General features: G+C 51.2%; 13 protein-coding genes. 9 read left to right on the top strand and 4 right to left on the bottom strand.

Translation table 11 applies throughout. The features are described from left to right. Positions 1-17: 17 nt before the first annotated feature. Entirely contained in the window at positions 18-194 is a 177-nt protein-coding gene (locus tag PGL01S_RS30775) for a hypothetical protein (protein ID WP_164775404.1), read from the bottom strand. A gap of 400 nt (positions 195-594) precedes the next feature. Here PGL01S_RS30775 and PGL01S_RS07490 point away from each other — a divergent pair, with 400 nt between their 5' ends. Next, on the top strand, positions 595-1,626 hold the full coding sequence (locus PGL01S_RS07490) for a C40 family peptidase (protein ID WP_127493034.1): 1,032 nt from the start codon (positions 595-597) through the stop codon (positions 1,624-1,626). 195 nt (positions 1,627-1,821) lie between these two features. Here the strand turns inward: PGL01S_RS07490 and PGL01S_RS07485 are convergent, their stop codons facing one another. Beyond that, the gene (locus PGL01S_RS07485; RefSeq protein ID WP_127493032.1) at positions 1,822-2,571 is read right to left on the bottom strand and encodes a hypothetical protein; all 750 of its coding nucleotides are present in this window, start codon (positions 2,569-2,571) and stop codon (positions 1,822-1,824) included. 138 nt (positions 2,572-2,709) lie between these two features. Here PGL01S_RS07485 and PGL01S_RS07480 point away from each other — a divergent pair, with 138 nt between their 5' ends. Next, positions 2,710-3,489, top strand: coding sequence for a YheC/YheD family protein (locus PGL01S_RS07480; RefSeq protein WP_127493030.1), 780 nt, complete (start codon positions 2,710-2,712; stop codon positions 3,487-3,489). 67 nt (positions 3,490-3,556) lie between these two features. Here PGL01S_RS07480 and PGL01S_RS07475 read toward each other — a convergent pair whose 3' ends face one another. Beyond that, positions 3,557-4,993: a SpoVR family protein gene (locus PGL01S_RS07475; protein WP_127493028.1), complete on the bottom strand. Its 1,437-nt coding sequence runs from the start codon at positions 4,991-4,993 to the stop codon at positions 3,557-3,559. Between the two features lie 166 nt (positions 4,994-5,159). Between PGL01S_RS07475 and PGL01S_RS07470 the strand changes: the two genes are divergently transcribed. The 7 genes from PGL01S_RS07470 to PGL01S_RS07440 all read left to right on the top strand — a co-directional run bounded on the left by PGL01S_RS07470 (position 5,160) and on the right by PGL01S_RS07440 (position 16,681). After that, entirely contained in the window at positions 5,160-6,938 is a 1,779-nt protein-coding gene (locus PGL01S_RS07470; protein ID WP_127493026.1) for a sensor histidine kinase, read from the top strand. Next, a complete protein-coding gene (locus tag PGL01S_RS07465) occupies positions 6,935-8,494 on the top strand; it encodes a response regulator (protein WP_127493024.1) in 1,560 nt (519 codons plus the stop codon). The genes PGL01S_RS07470 and PGL01S_RS07465 overlap by 4 nt, the downstream gene beginning before the upstream one ends. Positions 8,495-8,695: 201 nt before the next feature. Further along, positions 8,696-9,616: an ABC transporter permease gene (locus PGL01S_RS07460; protein WP_127493023.1), complete on the top strand. Its 921-nt coding sequence runs from the start codon at positions 8,696-8,698 to the stop codon at positions 9,614-9,616. Positions 9,617-9,644: 28 nt separating this feature from the next. After that, entirely contained in the window at positions 9,645-10,562 is a 918-nt protein-coding gene (locus PGL01S_RS07455) for a carbohydrate ABC transporter permease (protein WP_127493021.1), read from the top strand. A gap of 58 nt (positions 10,563-10,620) precedes the next feature. Then, on the top strand, positions 10,621-12,204 hold the full coding sequence (locus PGL01S_RS07450; RefSeq protein WP_127493019.1) for a DUF3502 domain-containing protein: 1,584 nt from the start codon (positions 10,621-10,623) through the stop codon (positions 12,202-12,204). A 270-nt stretch (positions 12,205-12,474) separates the two neighbouring features. Next, positions 12,475-15,930 carry a glycosyl hydrolase 53 family protein gene (locus PGL01S_RS07445; protein WP_127493018.1) on the top strand — a complete coding sequence of 1,152 codons (3,456 nt, stop codon included), beginning with the start codon at positions 12,475-12,477 and terminating at the stop codon, positions 15,928-15,930. Positions 15,931-15,952: 22 nt separating this feature from the next. After that, positions 15,953-16,681: a sulfite exporter TauE/SafE family protein gene (locus PGL01S_RS07440; protein WP_127493016.1), complete on the top strand. Its 729-nt coding sequence runs from the start codon at positions 15,953-15,955 to the stop codon at positions 16,679-16,681. A gap of 52 nt (positions 16,682-16,733) precedes the next feature. Here PGL01S_RS07440 and PGL01S_RS07435 read toward each other — a convergent pair whose 3' ends face one another. After that, entirely contained in the window at positions 16,734-17,552 is an 819-nt protein-coding gene (locus PGL01S_RS07435) for a GGDEF domain-containing protein (protein ID WP_164775403.1), read from the bottom strand. Between the last annotated feature and the right edge of the window lie 54 nt (positions 17,553-17,606).

The raw sequence follows: 17,606 nt of genomic DNA, 5'->3' as shown, positions 1-17,606 counted from the left end.
CCTTTTTATTTTTATCGCTAACCAAGAAAATAATCGAGCTCGACCTCAACCTCTTCGATGACAACATCCGTGATCCGCTGATCCCGCGTATATCGCCATTGCTCGTAATACTCCTCTTTCATATAGACATGAACCATAAACCTTGGTCCCACATTAAACATAACTCTGTAGCCTATGAATTTATCTTTGGACAACGGTATCACCTCGGAAGTCTTTTTGCGCGTTAGTAGGTACTAGAGAAATTATAGTGAAGATAGAGAGAAAATGCTATAAGCGGGTATCTTGCTTTATTGGGCGAGTTTTCCTAAATTTTTTCTCATAATTGGTAACGGAGGAAATGATTTTTGGAGGAATTTTTATCCTGCAAAATGACGGAAAACAGCCTAAAAACGCGGCTTCCCGGATGCTATCAAAGCTAGTCACTGCCTAGGTTTGACGAGGATTTTCATTAAAGCTTACTAAGAAAAAACATTGGTAAAGGTTAGAAAATTAGAAGGCCGTAAGATTGGCTCCGTCTATCAATAGTGGTACTTTTTGGTCATTGCGGTGAGAGTTGGCATATATTTTAATAGGGGTGGGAGGGATGACAAAAGCATGAAAAAGCAATTACTAAGCCTCGCTATTATCGGATCTTTACTAGGGACAGCCGGCATTGCAAACGCAAGCACGACCTGGACTACGGCAAGCGCAGTAAAGAAATACAATGAGTACATAAACGCGGATAGCTATGTGAAGGACGAGCTCTATAATGTGGCGGATTTCCGGGCGAAATACGGAAGTCAGTCGAACACTCTCGCTTACCAAATCGTCGAACGGGCGATCTGGTATATGGAAAACGGTTATATGGTGTATGGCAGCGGTTCGGATGCTTACGGCAAATACGGCTACGAGGACTGCTCGGGCTTTGTCCGTTTCGTATTTGGGGACTTTGGCATTAACGTTACAGGAACATCCGCAAATTACAACACGGTTGGCACAAAGGTTGCCGGTGTCGGCAAACAGAAGGTGAACGGCAAGTGGAAGCTTACCGGCATTGAGAACCTGAAGCTTGGCGATATTCTGACCTGGCAGGAAACCGATCATATTATGCACGTTGCGATTTACATGGGAACTAACCGCGATGGTCAGCCGGTTGTTATCGGCACCCGCTCGGACGGCAACCCAACAGCGCTTGGCACGGTTGACGGCTGGGAATATTGGTGGGGCGAGAACTTCAAGGAAGCCCGCCGCGTAGTCCCTGCAGCCGGATTCACGGGTATGGCAGGCAAAACGATTAAAGCGCCTACCATTCCTGAGTCGTATGTGCTGCCGCCGCAAAAGCCGGTTCCGGCTTGGACGGGCCCATCAACAGGCGGCGGTTCTACAACACCTGCACCAACGCCAACTCCGGATCCGACACCGTCGAATCCGTCCAATGAGAAGACTACATATGTGGTAACGGTCAAGGGCTGGGTTAGCCTGAAATCGGCTGCGAGCTCGAGCTCGTCCACGGTTGGCAGACTGGAGCTTGGCCAAAAAGCCGAGCTGATCAAGAAAGTCAACAGCTACTGGTACCAAATTAAAGTAAACGGCAAAACCGTCTACATCACAACAAACAGTACTTATACGAAGACGATTACGGAATAGAAGCTGAAATAGGGAAGCTGTTCCTTAAGGCGTAGCTTCGCGCTATAGCTGGTGCTTTGGGAAGGGCTCCATGGACAAGCGCGAAGCAGCCGATAGAAGGAAGAGGATCTTTAGCTCAGCACAAAAAAAGGGTTGTTCCCGAAAGCCGATTTTGGCAGAGGGAACAGCCCTTTGTTTAGTTTGGTTATCAGGATTTCAGGATTTGTTAGAATCGGCCATTAATGTCCGTATCCGGTTATCGACAAGACTGAGGTCCCACGGGTAAAAGAAAACATGGTCGCCGTCGTCGGCAATACTGAAGGAATAGGCGATCGGCTCATTCGTATAAAAGACCATTGAATAATAAGACGGGTCTCCATTCTGGGTGTTTGGCGTATAAGTAGGCTTATATTCGCCGGATTTCAATAAATGGATAAAGTCGGCTTGCTCTTGATTCACAAGCGTCCGGTACGGTATGGTTTCGTTCATTTTATACAGTTCGATCTTGCTGACCTGGTCCATAGGAAGGTCCTTAAAGCTGCGCCGGTTTAACGTTTTGTAATAGGAATCTTCCACATAAATGCGGTACCCGCCAATTCTGCTTTTGTCCTCTGCAGCAATCATTTCTTCAGGTTTATAACCCTTTACCTCATAAAGCTGCGTACCGATAGCAAGAAATGCCGCATCGCCTTCCTTGGTCCGGTATTCCGGATTGGAGACAACATCCCCTACCTTGAACTTCACCTTGCCTGCCACAGCATCCGTTACATCGTCCGGATTCACAAGCACACCGTCATAAAGGCCGGTGTAGGTATGACCGTTAAGCTTAACGAAATCCACCCAGTCGATTTCCGCATTTCCTTTAATCGATTGGGAATGATCCCTTGCCAGCGCCCAATAGGTGATTGCGCCCAATCCTAGAATAAGCAGCAGGCTTGAACAGAGGATAACCGCATTTTTTTGCACGAGACACCACTCTCCTAATAATTACTTAACGGGAGCATGAGCCGAATAGTTGCAGCAGCAGTTGTATGGAGGCCTATCCACTTCAGCACAAGTGGCATTAAGCGACGGAACATACACTGGGATTGGAGGGTGAATTCCATGTACGTAAAAAAATACAAAAGCCGAAACATCTACGGAAAGCTTAAGGTGTGCCGCTATTTACTTTCTCACAAAAGCTTGAAGAAGCTTGTCCCTCACACCGTATCGTTCAGCCGGAAACATATGGCATCGATGCTGGCAGAGCACTCCTCGGTCTATGTAAAGCCGGATACGGGCTCGCTCGGAGTGGGGATTTTTAAAGTCAAGAAAGCGAAGGGCTCCGGCTATACGGTCAAGCATATCGTGAACAAAAAGCAGCTTAGCCGGCGGTTGACTGCGACTTCAGCCGTGTATGACCATATCAGCAAGAGGTCTGAGAAAAGGTTAATTATTCAGCAAGGCATTTCACTCGACCGCGTGGACGGCAGAGCGTATGACATCCGGGTAATGGTGCAGCGCAAGCCGGGCGGCTCCTGGACCGTAAACGGCTGTATAGTGAAGGTTGGGGCTCCAAAGAAGATTGTTACGAATTATTATCAAGGCGGCAAGCTGTATACGATGGAGAAGCTTGGGAAGAAGCAAGGCCTCTCGCCAAAGAAAACAGCGAAGCGGATCTCGCAGCTAAAATCGAAATCGCTTAAAATAGCTAAGCATCTCAGCGGCAAACGCAAAGGCATGCATGAGCTGGGCATCGATTTTGCTTACGACGAGAAGCAGCGCCTCTGGGTCATAGAAGTCAACTCCAATCACCCGCAGTTTTACCCCGTGAAGCGACTTGACCCAAAGGCGTACAAGAAGATGAAAGAGTTCGCGAGGAGTTACGGGCGGAAGGACGCATAATAAGGAAAAGCCGCAATCCGGTGCCTGACGAACAGGCCGTGGATGCGGCTTTTTTTAATCAAAAACGCTACACAAACTTCCGGCTGGTCTTCTTCCCGTCGCAGCTAAACACGATTTTCTTGTCCTCAACGATGGTCTCGAGGTGGACGTTTTTGCCCCACAGCTGCACGACATAAGGGAGGGTCCGCTCGACGTATTTCAAGTCCAGCTCGGTTCCCTCGTAGTTATGCTTCAGGTACAGCTCGCCGATGCGGTTGAAGTCTCCGTCGGTGACAACGATGCTCGGGAAGCCGCCGTTCACCTTGGAATAGACGAGCTGATCGCGGATATTTTCCCAGGATTTATCGGTAATTTTCCATTCGGGGCCTTTCTTCTCGAAGATGTAAAGATCGAGCTCGTCGGTCAGATTCTTGGTTAAGTAGTTGCGCAAGAAGGAGATGTCGGAATCTTCTTCCCGGACCTCGAAAATTTTCTCCCGGCCTTTGCCCGGCACGCGTCCGAACCGCGCCTGCTCTTCCTTCGTTGGTTTATCCCAGCGCTTCTCGATATCCTCGAAGATCTTCAGCCCGAGATAATACGGGTTGAGGCTGTGGCGGGAAGGGACAACGACGGAGGAGTTCAGCTTGGCAAACTCGATCGTCTCGTCGCTTGTAAGCGACAACTCGCGGATAATGCGCTGATGCCAATACGAAGCCCAGCCTTCGTTCATGATCTTCGTCTCGATCTGCGGCCAGAAGTAAAGCATCTCGTCGCGGAGCATCGACATGATGTCGCGCTGCCAAGGCTCAAGCTTTGGCGAATATTCCTCGATGAACCAGACCAGATCCTTCTCGGGCTCCGGAGGGAAGTGATTGGACGCCGGAGGGGCTGCTCCAGCCGACTCGGCGATCTCCTCGAGTGACCACAAATCCTCGTATTCCGACTTTGCCGACTGCTTCGAGGAACGCGATTTTTCCTTCGTCAGCAGCTCGATATACCGGGTCTTATCCAGCTGGTAAGGCTTAATAATGGTCGGATCCACATGCTCCTGAATGGCCAGAACGGCGTCAATAAACTTCTCGACGGCTTCCGTGCCGTGGTCCATCTCGTATTGATGAATGCGGTCGGCGGTAGCGGACATGCTCTCCACCATGTTGCGGTTGGTTTGGCTGAAGCGGGCATTGTTCTTGAAGAAATCGCAGTGGGCCAGAACGTGCGCGACAATGAGCTTATTCTGAATCAGCGAGTTGCCTTCGAGCAGGAAGGCGTAACACGGATTCGAGTTGATCACAAGCTCGTATATTTTGCTTAGACCGAAGTCGTATTGCATCTTCATCTTGTTGAACGTTTTGCCGAAGCTCCAGTGGCTGAAGCGCGTCGGCATCCCGTAAGCGCCAAAGGTGTAAATGATGTCCGCCGGACAAATCTCATAACGCATCGGGTAAAAATCTAGACCGAAACCTGTCGCGATTTCCGTAATTTCATCGATGGCATATTCCAGTGCACGGATCTCATCCTGATTCATTCCGCTATCCCCCCGTACTTGATAAATACCGTTCATACCATGTGTATGCCGCCGTGGCGGTTGGATATGCCCTTTAGCGTTCAAGTAATCTCCTATTTATTTATTAGACAAATTCGTATATGATTTCCCTATTCATGAACGATAGGACCTAGGAGGGCGCAGCAATATGGAGAAGCGGATGAGAACCTTCATGCCGTTTACGTATAAAATGATGATTTCCTACCTGCTGCTGGTCTTGGTTACGGACGTTGTCATCGGTTATGTCTCGTATACGATGCTGGTGCAATCCCGTACGGAAATGGCAGAGACCAACATTAAGACGGCCATGGAGCAGACGGAAAATAACCTGAGCTACCAGCTGGGCGAGATACAGCGAATGTCCGATACGCTGTTCGGCAGCTTATCCTTTCAGCGGGCGCTGCAGAAGAAAGGAGATCCGCTCCAGACGTATCTGACGATGCTGGATGAGATCGTGCCTCAGATCCAGGCGCCGCTTCACTTGTACGGCAATCATATCCGGCTGCTAGTTTATACGACCAACGGCTATTTGAACGAGGTTGACGGAGACAGCATGTACGAGGAGATTAAGGACAGCGATTATTACATTTTGCCGTACAGCGAGATTACGAATAAGTCGTGGTTTAATGCAATTCAGGATTCGGACAAGGATAATATATGGCTGCAGGTCGATACCGACCGGACCCTGAACAATATTTCGCATTTCCGGAAGCTGGTCTCTTACAACGATTATAAGACGATTATCGGCTATGTCCGGATTACGACGCGGCTGGATGATTTGCTCGGGGATTTTAAAGCGTTTCCAACCGAGGAGGGGCTTATTCTTCGCCTGGTGGACACGGGCAGCGATACGGTTCTCTATCAACGGGGAGACAATGGGGATACGGACGGGGCTGCTGCTGCAAGCACGATGCCAGAGGAGGATAACGGCACTTATCTCGTTATGCAAAATAAGATTCCGAACACCAGCTTCGTAATAGAGACGCTGGTTCCGAACGAATACCTGAGAAAAGATGCGGGCAAGCTGGGGAGCGTTATTTTCTACGTATGCCTGATCAGCTTTCTTGTGATGTCGATTATCGGGTTCCTCGTAGCCAGATTGTCCGGACGAAAAATGAGGCGTATCGTCACGTTCCTCCGTTCCTTCCAGCAGGGAAGCTTCCAGAAGCGACTGCGCTTCAGCGGCAATGACGAGTTTGTTCATATTGCCGGTGCGTTTAACGATATGGCGGAGAACATTCAGGACCTGATCAAAAAGGTATACGTGGAAGGCATTCAGAAAAAACAGGCGGAGCTCGAAGCGCTGCAGGCGCAGATTAATCCGCATTTCCTGTACAACACCCTGTCGACGATAGGCAGCCTTGCGAATTTGTCGGAGACGGAGAAGGTGACGGGCATGGTGGAAGGACTGGCGAAGTTTTACCGGCTTACGCTGAACGACGGCCAGGTATTTATTCCGCTGGCGAAGGAGCTGGAACAGGTTGAAGCTTATCTGGACATCCAGCGTATAAAATACGCGGGGAAATTTGATGTTCATATCGATATGGAGCGGGGACTTGGGGACTGCAAGGTGATTAAGCTGATCCTGCAGCCTTTTGTAGAAAATATTTTCAAGCATGCCTGGTTTGGCAGCCATATCGCGATCCGGATCAGCGGCAGAGCGGCAGGGAATAAGGTGGAGCTGAAGATCATTGACACCGGGATCGGGATGAAGCCGGATGTTTTGAAGGCCGTTATGGCACAGCCGGGACAGTCGGGCGGATACGGCATCCGAAACGTGGATGACCGCATCAAGCTGCGGTATGGCGACGAGTACGGGATTGAGATCGGAAGCGTGTTTGGCGGAGGGACAACCGTGCGGATCCTGCTGCCGATCGACCGGCAGGGCAACGTGGACGAGGAAGAGCAAAGGAGACTGCTGGCATGATTACAGTATTACTAGTAGATGACGAAGCGATAGATCTGGAATGGATGCGGCGCAGGGTAACGGGCAGCCCGCTGCCCTTGCAGGTGGTGGGGACGGCAAGCAGCGGCTTTGAAGCTCTGAGGCTGATGGAAGACGAGCGGATCGATGTCATTCTGTCCGATATCCGGATGCCGATTATGTCGGGGACGGAATTCGCGCGGAAGGCGAAGGAACGGAATCCGCATGTGCAGGTTGTTTTTATAAGCGGTCACGAGGATTTTCAATACGCGAAGGAAGCGATACAGATGAACGCTTCGGGCTATTTGCTGAAGCCGGTCAAGGACCAGGAGCTGCATGAGATGCTGGAAACGGTGTATACGCAGGTGGAGAGCGAGCGGAAGCGTCATTCGATCGTAACGGAGGCCTTGTCGCTCGTGAATAGGGAGCTGATGCTTAAGTGGCTGGCCGATGCAACAGAAGAGCATGAGCGGGAGCATATCGCTCCGTTCCTGAACTCGCTCCTGCAATACGGGGCAGCCGCAGCGGTTATCGAGATCGATGACGTGGAGTGGAAAATTCCCGAACAGGAGCGGCGCAGCCAGGTCCGCAGCATCTCCTCCTTTATCGAGCAGTTCGTTGGCGACCATGACGGAGGTACGGTGCTGGTCAGCCATGATCAGCGGATCGTTATTCTCTCTCCCATTTCCGATGACCGGTTTAACGCCATGCTGGAGGAGTTGGTTGGCGAGGTCCGCCAGAGCTTCCCCGTAACGATCACGGCAGGAGCCGGCAGCTCCGCACGGGACACGGAGGAGCTGCGCGAATCGTACCGGCAGGCGCAGGCGGCCCTTAGCGCGAAGTGGCTGCTGGGCAAAAACCGGCTGATCAAGGATGTATCCGGCACGGCAAGAGAAGACAAGCTGGAGCCCAATGTCGAAGAGAACGTCGAAGAGATGCTGAACGCCATTCTCGATTACGACCTGGTAGCAATAGACGACCGGCTGCTGAAGCTGTTCGACAAGAACGAAAGCGTATCCCAGAAGCAATATGCGTACGACCTGATTATCCGGATAACGTCGAAGCTGCATGCCGATCTGCTGCAGCAAAACGAAAATCTGTACGAGCTGCTGAAATGGGATGCGCAAAAGGCGGCCGTACTGTTCCAGTTCGAGACGATCGACGATATCCTGTCCTGGCTGCGAAGAAGGTTTTTCGAGCTGTCCGAGCTGCTGTACGTAAAGCGCCAGAAGCAGAAGCGCAAGCTGTTCGACAACATTATGGCGTTTGTGGACGAGCGGCTGGAGCAGAAGATTACGCTGAAGGAAGTAGCGGCGTTTTTTGATTTTACGCCTAACTATTTGAGCACCTTGTTCAAGGAAGAGACCGGCACCTTATTCAGCGACTGGCTGAATGAACGGCGCATGGACCGCGTCAGGGAGCTGCTTGCGGATCCTTGTCTGAAGGTATACGAAATAGCGGAGAGGGTCGGCTACAAGAACATCATTTATTTCAACCGGCAGTTCAAGCAGTTTACCGGCATGACACCAGGCGAATACCGAAAGAAGCATAAAATCTAGCCCGTTTGACCTTCATTCATAAGCCTGCGGCTGTTTTTCCAAGCCTGCGGGCTTTTGTTTTTCCTCCCCTTATAAACTAAACTTTCCAGCCAAAATCGTAGATTAAGTATTACTTTTTGTAGTTTGGCTTAATTTTGGAGGGGCTGTGAGGTTTATATAATTAACGTATAAGACAGAGAGATTGTACAGGAGGAGAAACGAATGAAGCGACGCGGATTTTGGGGTTACGCCCTTCAGAACAAGACGCTGCTGCTCATGCTGGCGCCGGCGGTATTCTTTTTTATACTGTTCGCTTACGTCCCGATGGCCGGCATTGTGCTTGCATTCAAACAATACAACAACACGGGCGGCATATTCGGAAGTCCGTGGAACGGAATCAGCAACTTCCGCTTTTTCTTCGAATCGGGCAATGCCTGGATGGTTACGAGGAATACGGCGCTTTATAACATCGCCTTTATCATCGTCAACAACGTGCTGCAAATCGCGGCGGCGATCTTCTTGTTCGAAGCGGTGGGCAAATGGTTCCGCAAGTTAACGCAAACGATGCTGTTCCTTCCTTACTTTATTTCGTGGGTTGTCGTAGGCGCTATTGCTTACAACCTCTTCAATTACGACGTGGGTACGCTGAACGTGCTGCTGAAGGCTGTAGGCATGCAGCCGGTTGATATTTACAACACGCCTTCCTATTGGCCGGTCATTCTCGTGCTCGTATCCGCTTGGAAAACGCTTGGCTACGGTTCGGTTATGTATCTGGCGGCCATCACGGGGATCGACAACGAGATGTACGAAGCGGCTGAGATCGACGGAGCAAACGTGTTCCAGCGGATCTGGCGCATTACGCTGCCGAATCTGTTCCCAACCGTGATCATTCTGGTCCTGCTTGCCGTAGGCAATATTTTCAGAGGAGATTTCGGGATGTTCTACAACATGGTCGGCAACAACGGCCTCTTGTTCTCCTCAACCGACGTTATCGATACCTTCGTCTTCCGGTCGCTGACGACCTCGAACGAAATCGGCTTATCGGCCGCTGCAGGCTTCTATCAATCCGTGCTTGGCTTTGCAACGATCTTGCTGGCTAACTATGCGGTACGCAAATACGACAAAGATCATGCATTGTTCTAAGCACATGCTTACGAAGGAGGGTTTATAGATGAGTGCAATTGCCCAAACGGGAAAAAGCGGGGTTAAACGTCAGGCGGACATCATGCTGCTGAGATTCATCGGATACATCTTTATATCGCTCTTGGCTGTTATCTGCTTCATACCGTTCCTGCTTGTAGTATCATCCTCATTATCGCAGGAAAGCTCCATTGTGGAGAAAGGTTATCAGCTCATACCGGCGGTGTGGTCCACGGATGCTTACAGCATTCTGTTTAAATATCCGGAGCAAATGCTCCGGGCGTATGGGGTCACCATTGCGGTGACGGCAGCCGGGACGCTAGTTGGTTTATTCATAACTGCGATGACGGCTTACGTTCTTCAGCGCAAAGATTTCAGGTGGCGCAACCAGTTTGCTTTCTTCTTCTTCTTTACGACATTGTTCAGCGGAGGTCTTGTACCATGGTATATGCTGATCGTTACGTATCTGGATTTGAAAGACAAGTTGATCGTCCTTATTCTCCCGATGCTGCTGAACGTGTTCTACATTATCGTCATGAAGACGTTTATGAGCAGCATTCCGGAGGCGATTACCGAATCGGCCAAGATCGACGGCGCGGGGGACTTCCGCATTTTCGTCCAGCTGATCCTGCCCCTGTCCAAGCCTGTACTTGCCACCATCGGTTTGTTCATCGCTTTGGCTTACTGGAATGACTGGTACAATGCGCTGCTGTTTGTGAGCGATGAGAAGCTCATGCCGCTTCAGTATTATCTGTACAAAATGCTTGGCAATATGGATGGCATGCGCAAGGCGATGGTTGCCTCGGGAGCGGTCGTTACGACCAACATACCGACGGAAAGCTTGAAAATGGCGATGACGATTGTCGCTACCGGGCCAATCCTGCTCGCTTATCCGTTCATTCAGCGTTATTTCGTGCAAGGCCTCACCCTTGGCGCAGTAAAAGGTTAGGATGACCTCAGGGCGACCTGGTTATCATATAGGACTACCATTATTTAGGGGGATACACATGCGAAACAAAAAAACGGTCATGATGCTGGCAGCAACGTTTGCCCTATCTGCTACGGTTCTTGGTGCATGCGGCAGCAACAATGGTAATAACGGCGGAACAAATGCGGGAGCGACAGGGTCGCCTGCCGCGGAATCGCAATCTCCTGCGGCATCGGCTGATGCCGGCGCGGTTGACACCTCGCAAGAGCTAAAGATCAAAATGCTGATGGTTGGCGGCAAGCCTGTTGATTACGACGCGGTATTCGCGGAGATCAATAAAAAGCTGAAAGAAAAGGTTAACGCAACCATCGATGCCGAGTTCCTCGATTGGGCGGACTGGACGCAGAAGTACCCGCTGAAATTCGCGGCAAACGAAGATTTCGATATCGCATACACGGCGAACTGGGCGTTCTACAATGACCAGGCACTCAAAGGCGGCTTCATGGAGTTGACCGACGATATGCTCAGCAAGTTTATGCCGCAAACGATGAAAGCTATGCCTGCGGTAGCATGGGAGCAGTCCAAGGTGAACGGCAAGCAGTTCATGGTGCCGAACAACAACCCGGAAGTAACGGACAAAGCGGTGCTGATCCGCGAAGATCTGCGCAAGAAATATAACCTGGAGCCGGTTAACAGCCCTGAGACTTACGCGGCTTATCTGAAGGCGATTGCGGCTAACGAAAAAGGCATTAACGGCTTTAACGCCAAAGGCGCCGACGGCTGGAAATGGCATGAGCTTGACCAGATCCTGCTCGAGCAGGCGAATGATTTCAACCTGGTCGACTACAGCATGCCGCTTGCTTACAAGCTGGACGATGCAACAGGCAAAGTATTCAACATTTACGACACACCGGAATTCAAATCCCTTCTTGCTTATTATAAAGATCTGGCTGACAACGGCGCATGGTCCAAAAATATCGTGTCCAACAAAAACGACGTATGGCAGGATATTAAAGCCGGCAAAACCGCTTCTTACGCTCAAAACCTGGGTACGGTAGCGATGAACCTGGCTGAACTGAAACGCGAGCAGCCGAATGTTGAGCTGGCCATCGCGGATCTGACGCCTAACAGCAAGAAAATCGCGGCAATCTCGACGCAAAACGGCTTTGCGATCCATGCGACGTCGAAGAAAGCGGATCGTTCGCTCATGGTGCTTGACCTGCTGCAAAACGATAAAGAAATCCATGACCTGTTCATGTACGGCATTGCGGGCACGAACTATGAGCCTGTAGGCGATGACAAGTTTAACGCTTTGCCTGGCACGCCGAACTACACCGGCTTCTCCAACTGGGGCTCGAACTCCCCTCTGAACCGTAAAGACGCATCGTATCCGGCGGAAGCAGACGCGATTGCAACGGATTGGGAAAAGAAGGTTTACCATTTCAAGCTTGAGACCTTTGTATTCAACGACGCCAACGTGAAGAACGAAGTAGCTAACGTAGGCAACGTGATGCTTCGTTACGCGATTCCGCTCGAGTACGGCCTGATCAAGGACATCGACAAAGGCCAAGCGGATCTGATCGCGCAGCTGAAAGCAGCGGGTATCGAGAAGGTTCAGAAAGAGCTGCAATCTCAGATCGATGCTTTTTTGGCTAATCAATAAGGGGAGACCGTTGTCTCTCCCTTGCAAGAAAATGATTGATTCGAGAATGGGAGGCGTGCAGGAACGGGGTATCCCCTTCGGCCGCTGTTGTCTGCAGGAAAGATGAATCCAATTTGTTAAGGAGATTTCCTGCAGACAAAGGCGGACGCTAACGCTCCTCAGGGGACACCCCTTTTCCTTTCGCCAACTATTCTCTTAGAACAATTTTCTCAGCTTAAGGAGGAGACAAAAGTCTCCTCCTTATTTATAGCCAAATGGGGAGGAAAATTTATGAAACGAATGGTGAGAAGAAGCATTCTTTTATTTTTCACATTTACGTTAGCGCTTACATCGATGCTGGCTGTTGGGCCGGTGAAAAAAGCGGAGGCGGCGGAGAGCAATTTGTCCGATCCCGATACGTTTATTAAAGGCGTCGATATTTCGACTTTGCAGGCGCTCGAGGATAAGAATGTGAAGTTTTACGATGGAGGAATCCAGCAGGATCTGTTGACCATCATGAAAAATCATGGCGTCAATTACGTCCGTCTTCGCCTCTGGAATGACCCGGTGCAAGCGGATGGCTACAATGACAAGGCTCATGTGCTTGCGATGGCGGAGCGGGTGAAGGCGGCAGGAATGAAGCTGCTTCTGGATTTCCATTATTCCGACTTCTGGGCGGATCCCGGTCAGCAGGTAAAGCCGGCGGCGTGGAAGGACCTCAGCTTTGCGGATCTGAAGTCAGCTGTTTATGATTATACGGCGGATGTCATGAGCGATCTGGCGGATGCGGATGCTTATCCGGACATGGTGCAGATCGGCAACGAAATTAACAGCGGCATGCTGCTGCCCGACGGATCGACCGGCAATATGGATAACCTTGCCGGGTTGATCGGCGAAGGCGTTAAAGCGGTACGGGATACTACGCCAAACGGTCAAACGACGCAAATCATGCTGCATTTGGCGGAAGGCGGCAATAACGGCAAGTTCCGCAGCTTTTTTGACGCAATGGAAGCGCGGAATGTAGACTATGACGTTTTCGGCATGTCGTATTATCCGTTCTGGCACGGTACGTTCCAGCAGCTGAAATCCAATATGGACGATATCGCCGCAAGATACGGCAAGCCGATTGTCGTGGCGGAAACGTCGTATGCCAATACGCTTGAGAATGGCGATGATCATCCCAATACGGTTGGCGAGAACGAAACGAAGCTGGTTGGCTTTGAAGCATCCGTGGCGAACCAGAAGCTTGTCACCGAGACGGTGCTGAACACCGTTGCCCATGTGCAAGGCGGACTGGGACTCGGGGTTTTTTACTGGGAGCCGGCTTGGCTGCCGGGCGTTGGCTGGAAGCAAGGCGAAGGCAATGCATGGGAGAATCAGGCGATGTTTGATTATGACGGCAATGCGCTTGACTCGCTTAACGCATTCCAATATGTACCGGGGAGCATCGCAAGCGTAGATCCGATCCTCGTGTACCCGGCGACACCGGTTACGATTGCAACGGGAGATGCCTTGATACTGCCGGCAGATACAAAGGTGCTTTATAACGAAGGGACCATTACGGCGGCACCGGTTGAATGGGAGGAATATAACCCGGAGCTGTTGAGTACGCCGGGAACGTTTACGGTTCAAGGGAATGTGGCGGGCACGAATCTTCGTACCTCGGTAGAAGTGACGGTGACGGGAAGCCCGAATCTGTTGAAAAATGGCGGCTTTGAGAGCGGTACGTTGGCGGATTGGACGGTTTCCGGCGATACGGGCGCGGTGAAAATCGAACATAATGCGGGTAACGCAAAAGCTGGCGAATACGCTTTGAATTATTGGTCCGGCTCGGCTTTTGCCTATCAGGTATCGCAGACGGTAACGGGTCTTGAGAACGGAACGTATGAGCTTCGCGGCTATGCTTCCGGGGGCGAATATGCGGATCAGACGATCTCGCTGACGGTTGAGACCGGCGGACAGACGCTTTCCACTCCGGTAACGAATGCCGGATACAACGTCTGGAAGCCATATACGATTGGGGAGATTCGGGTTACGGACGGCCAATTAAAGGTCGGTATTCATGTGAACGGACCGGCAGGAGCATGGGGGTATTTTGACAAGCTTGAACTGGTAAAAGTGGAAGCGGCAGAAGTTAACGTCGTGCAAAATCCAGGCTTCGAAACCGGCACTCTTGTACCTTGGACGGTTACGGGGGATAGCGGAGCGGTTAAGGTCGAGCATAATGCGGCTAATGCCAAGTCCGGGGAGTATGCGCTGAATTATTGGCTGGGCACGGCATTTAAGTATACGGTTACGCAGTCTTTCGAGAACCTAGAAAACGGCATTTACGAGCTCCGCGCATCGGCTTCCGGCGGCGTATACGACGAGCAGAAGATAAGCTTGTTCGCCAAATCCGGCGGATTAACGTACAGCACCGATGTTGTAAATACCGGCTGGAACGATTGGCATTCTTATAAGGTCAGCACCATTGCAGTTCGTGACGGCAAAGCATCCATTGGTTTTGATGTGGATGCTCCAGCTGGTGCATGGGGCTACATGGACGATATTGCGCTGGTGAGAGTAGGAGATCTGCCTTCCGGCGGCGATAATAACGGCAACGGCGGAACAAGCAGCGGCAATAGCGGGGGATCAAGCAATAACATAAACGGTGTTGCTACCGTTACTTCCTCCCAATTGGCTGCGGACGGCAAGGGCGGTTATACGGTAGAGTTACCGACGGGAACAACGCAGGCCGTTTTACCAGCCGGCTTGTATGATCAATTGAAGAAAGGGCCTGTTACTTTGTCTGCCGCAGACCTGTCCCTCACGATTCCTTCGGCGGTCGTAACCGAGCTGCTTGGCAAGCTGAAGACGGAGGCGGGCAGCAAGATTACTTTAAGCCTCGTGCCCGTGACAGGGGAGGCTGCGGATACAAGGCTTGCCGGCACCGGCGCGGATGTCCGAGCGCTTGGCACCGTTTATAACTTTGAGTTGTCGTTAACCGATGCGGCCGGCAATGTAGAGAAGCTGACCAGGTTCAGCAGTCCGTTGACTCTTCGCATGAAGGCTTCGCAAAGCGGGAACGCGGAATTGACGGGCATTTATTATATCGCTGAAGACGGATCCATCCATTATGTTGGCGGGCAATTCTCAAATGGCGTATGGCAGGCAGACGTTGCGCATTTCAGCAGCTATGGTTTGCTTGAAGTGAAAAAATCTTATACGGATGTGCCGGATGCGCATTGGGCAGCGCTTGCCATCGGATCCCTCTCGGCGAAGCAGATTATTAACGGGACCGCTGCCGCAAGCTTTGAACCGGAGCGCGCGATCAGCCGTGCCGAGTTCACCGCCATCCTTGTTCGTGCATTAAAGCTGTCCGGTACCGGCGGTCAAGGTTCGCGCTTTAGCGATGTACCGGCAGCCGCCTGGTATGCCGAAGCCGTATCGGCGGCTTATGAAGCGGGTCTTGTAAAAGGACGTTCGGCAGAGCTGTTTGTGCCAAACGGCCTGGTTACACGCCAGGAAATGGCCGTTATGCTGGCCAAAGCCTATGAAATTTCCCATAAAGCAGCCCCGGCTACCTCTATTGCCGAAAAGGAACTCCCGTTCCTGGACAAATCGTCAATTGCGGATTGGGCTATGCCTTCTGTACAATGGGCTTATGAGCAAGGGCTGTTAAAAGGACGGAGCGGTGACCGGTTTGCCCCGGCAGCATCGATGACACGCGCGGAGGCAGCTGAAGTCGTCTATCGCTTGCTTAAATAGAATCAGGAGCTTTCATTCCGTTATGCATCTAGATGAACTGGTATTTGTTTTTATGATTGTCCTGCTTGCAGGCTTTGTGCAGGGATTAACAAGCTTTGGCTTTGCCTTAATAGCAATGCCGCTGCTTGTAAAGCTGATGCCGATGCAGCAGGCCGTCCCCGTCGTTGTTGTCTTAAGTCTATTAACCAACATTGCCGTGCTGTACAGCAGCCGGAAGCATATCAGGATCAGGCAGATTTGGCCGCTTATGGCCGCAAGTTTGCTCGCGGCACCGCTTGGAACCTATGCCTTGCTATATGTTCCGGCGAATGCGCTGAAGCTTGGGGCCGGCCTGCTTGTCGCTGTCGTGTCCATCCTGATGCTGAGCGGAAAAAGCTTTCCGCTTGGCCGGCTGGCTTATGCGCCGGTTGGTGCGGTAAGCGGCTTTTTGAACGGGAGCATCTCGATGAGCGGGCCTCCGGTGGCGCTATTTTTGACTAACCAAGGCCTCGACAAAATGACCTTCAGGGCGAACATTACGGCTTACGCCTTAATCCTGAATATCATTACGATAGGGACGTATAGGTATGAAGGACTGCTTAACGAGACGGCTATGAAGACGGCAGGCTGGGCGGTTCCGGCGCTTATTGCCGGGGTTATTATGGGGATTAAGGCGGTTGGACGGCTCAATGACAAGCTGTTCAAAACAATCGCGCTTTGGCTCATCCTGATTACCGGGATATGGACAGCGGTGGGCGGACTCATCGGCTAGCAGCAAAACAAAAAACCTTGAAGGTGTGGCGCCTAGGTATGGCGCTTTCCCTTCAAGGTTTTTTTCTTAACTGCTTCATTCGATACATCGCTTGGTCAGCGTCGGTAATCAGCTGCTTGAGACTGGTATACCGGTCTTGATTGGAGCTTATGCCAATGCTGGCCGATAGGCTAATGGGCTTGCCTTGAACAAGAAACGGATCCAGGAAAGCAGCGTTGATCTTGTCGTGTACCGTCCGAACGCCGTTATCCTCGCTTAAGTTCTGGAAGCAGATAATAAACTCATCGCCACCGTACCTGACGATCCGGTCGCTGTGCCGGATTTGCTGCTTCAGGCGTTTGGCGATTTCAATGAGCAACAGGTCTCCAAACTCATGGCCGAATTGATCGTTAATCTGCTTGAAGTCGTTCAGATCGATAAACAGGACCCCTAGAGGTGCCTCAATGTTCCGCTGGAACAGCTCGTCCAGAAACCTTCGATTGTACAACCCGGTTAAACTGTCGGTAACGGTTGCGTACTCCAAATCTATCGTGTAACCAAGTAAGGCGGCCATGGCATTCAGAACCGACTGCTCCTCTTCGCTCGGGGACAAGGGATCCCGGTCAACCAGATAAAGAGCGCCATGAACGACGCAATCGCTTGTTGATATCGGAACTATATAGTGGGAACGTTGTCCAATAATTACGCTGATGTCGGATTGAAAAGTCATTCCGGTCTGCACGAGGATGTCACTTCGGTTATAAGCACCAACGATCCGGTGGCTTGAACCCTCCTGTACCGCAATAAAGAGAGTGTCGACATGAAGAAACGAGGTCAAAAGCTGTAGGACATGTCCGGCTGCATCGTCGAATGAGCGAATTTTGCTGGGCATTGCGTAGTTCATCTCCTGCAAGAATGGCGAACCATATCGAAAAATTACCTTCTG

The sequence above is a fragment of the Paenibacillus glycanilyticus NBRC 16618 genome, from assembly GCF_004000805.1.
GTDB classification, from domain to species: domain Bacteria; phylum Bacillota; class Bacilli; order Paenibacillales; family Paenibacillaceae; genus Pristimantibacillus; species Pristimantibacillus glycanilyticus.
Note: the sequence above shows the minus strand (reverse complement) of the source record. Positions and strands in the feature narration are given on the sequence as shown.

Coding starts and splice junctions, on each gene's coding strand:
- PGL01S_RS07450 (WP_127493019.1), top strand. CDS start 10,621: ATGCGAAACAAAAAAACGGTCATGATGCTGGCAGCAACGTTTGCCCTA.
- PGL01S_RS07445 (WP_127493018.1), top strand. CDS start 12,475: ATGAAACGAATGGTGAGAAGAAGCATTCTTTTATTTTTCACATTTACG.
- PGL01S_RS07465 (WP_127493024.1), top strand. CDS start 6,935: ATGATTACAGTATTACTAGTAGATGACGAAGCGATAGATCTGGAATGG.
- PGL01S_RS07470 (WP_127493026.1), top strand. CDS start 5,160: ATGGAGAAGCGGATGAGAACCTTCATGCCGTTTACGTATAAAATGATG.
- PGL01S_RS07460 (WP_127493023.1), top strand. CDS start 8,696: ATGAAGCGACGCGGATTTTGGGGTTACGCCCTTCAGAACAAGACGCTG.
- PGL01S_RS07455 (WP_127493021.1), top strand. CDS start 9,645: ATGAGTGCAATTGCCCAAACGGGAAAAAGCGGGGTTAAACGTCAGGCG.
- PGL01S_RS07490 (WP_127493034.1), top strand. CDS start 595: ATGAAAAAGCAATTACTAAGCCTCGCTATTATCGGATCTTTACTAGGG.
- PGL01S_RS07475 (WP_127493028.1), bottom strand. CDS start 4,993: ATGAATCAGGATGAGATCCGTGCACTGGAATATGCCATCGATGAAATT.
- PGL01S_RS07440 (WP_127493016.1), top strand. CDS start 15,953: ATGCATCTAGATGAACTGGTATTTGTTTTTATGATTGTCCTGCTTGCA.
- PGL01S_RS07480 (WP_127493030.1), top strand. CDS start 2,710: ATGTACGTAAAAAAATACAAAAGCCGAAACATCTACGGAAAGCTTAAG.
- PGL01S_RS07435 (WP_164775403.1), bottom strand. CDS start 17,552: ATGCCCAGCAAAATTCGCTCATTCGACGATGCAGCCGGACATGTCCTA.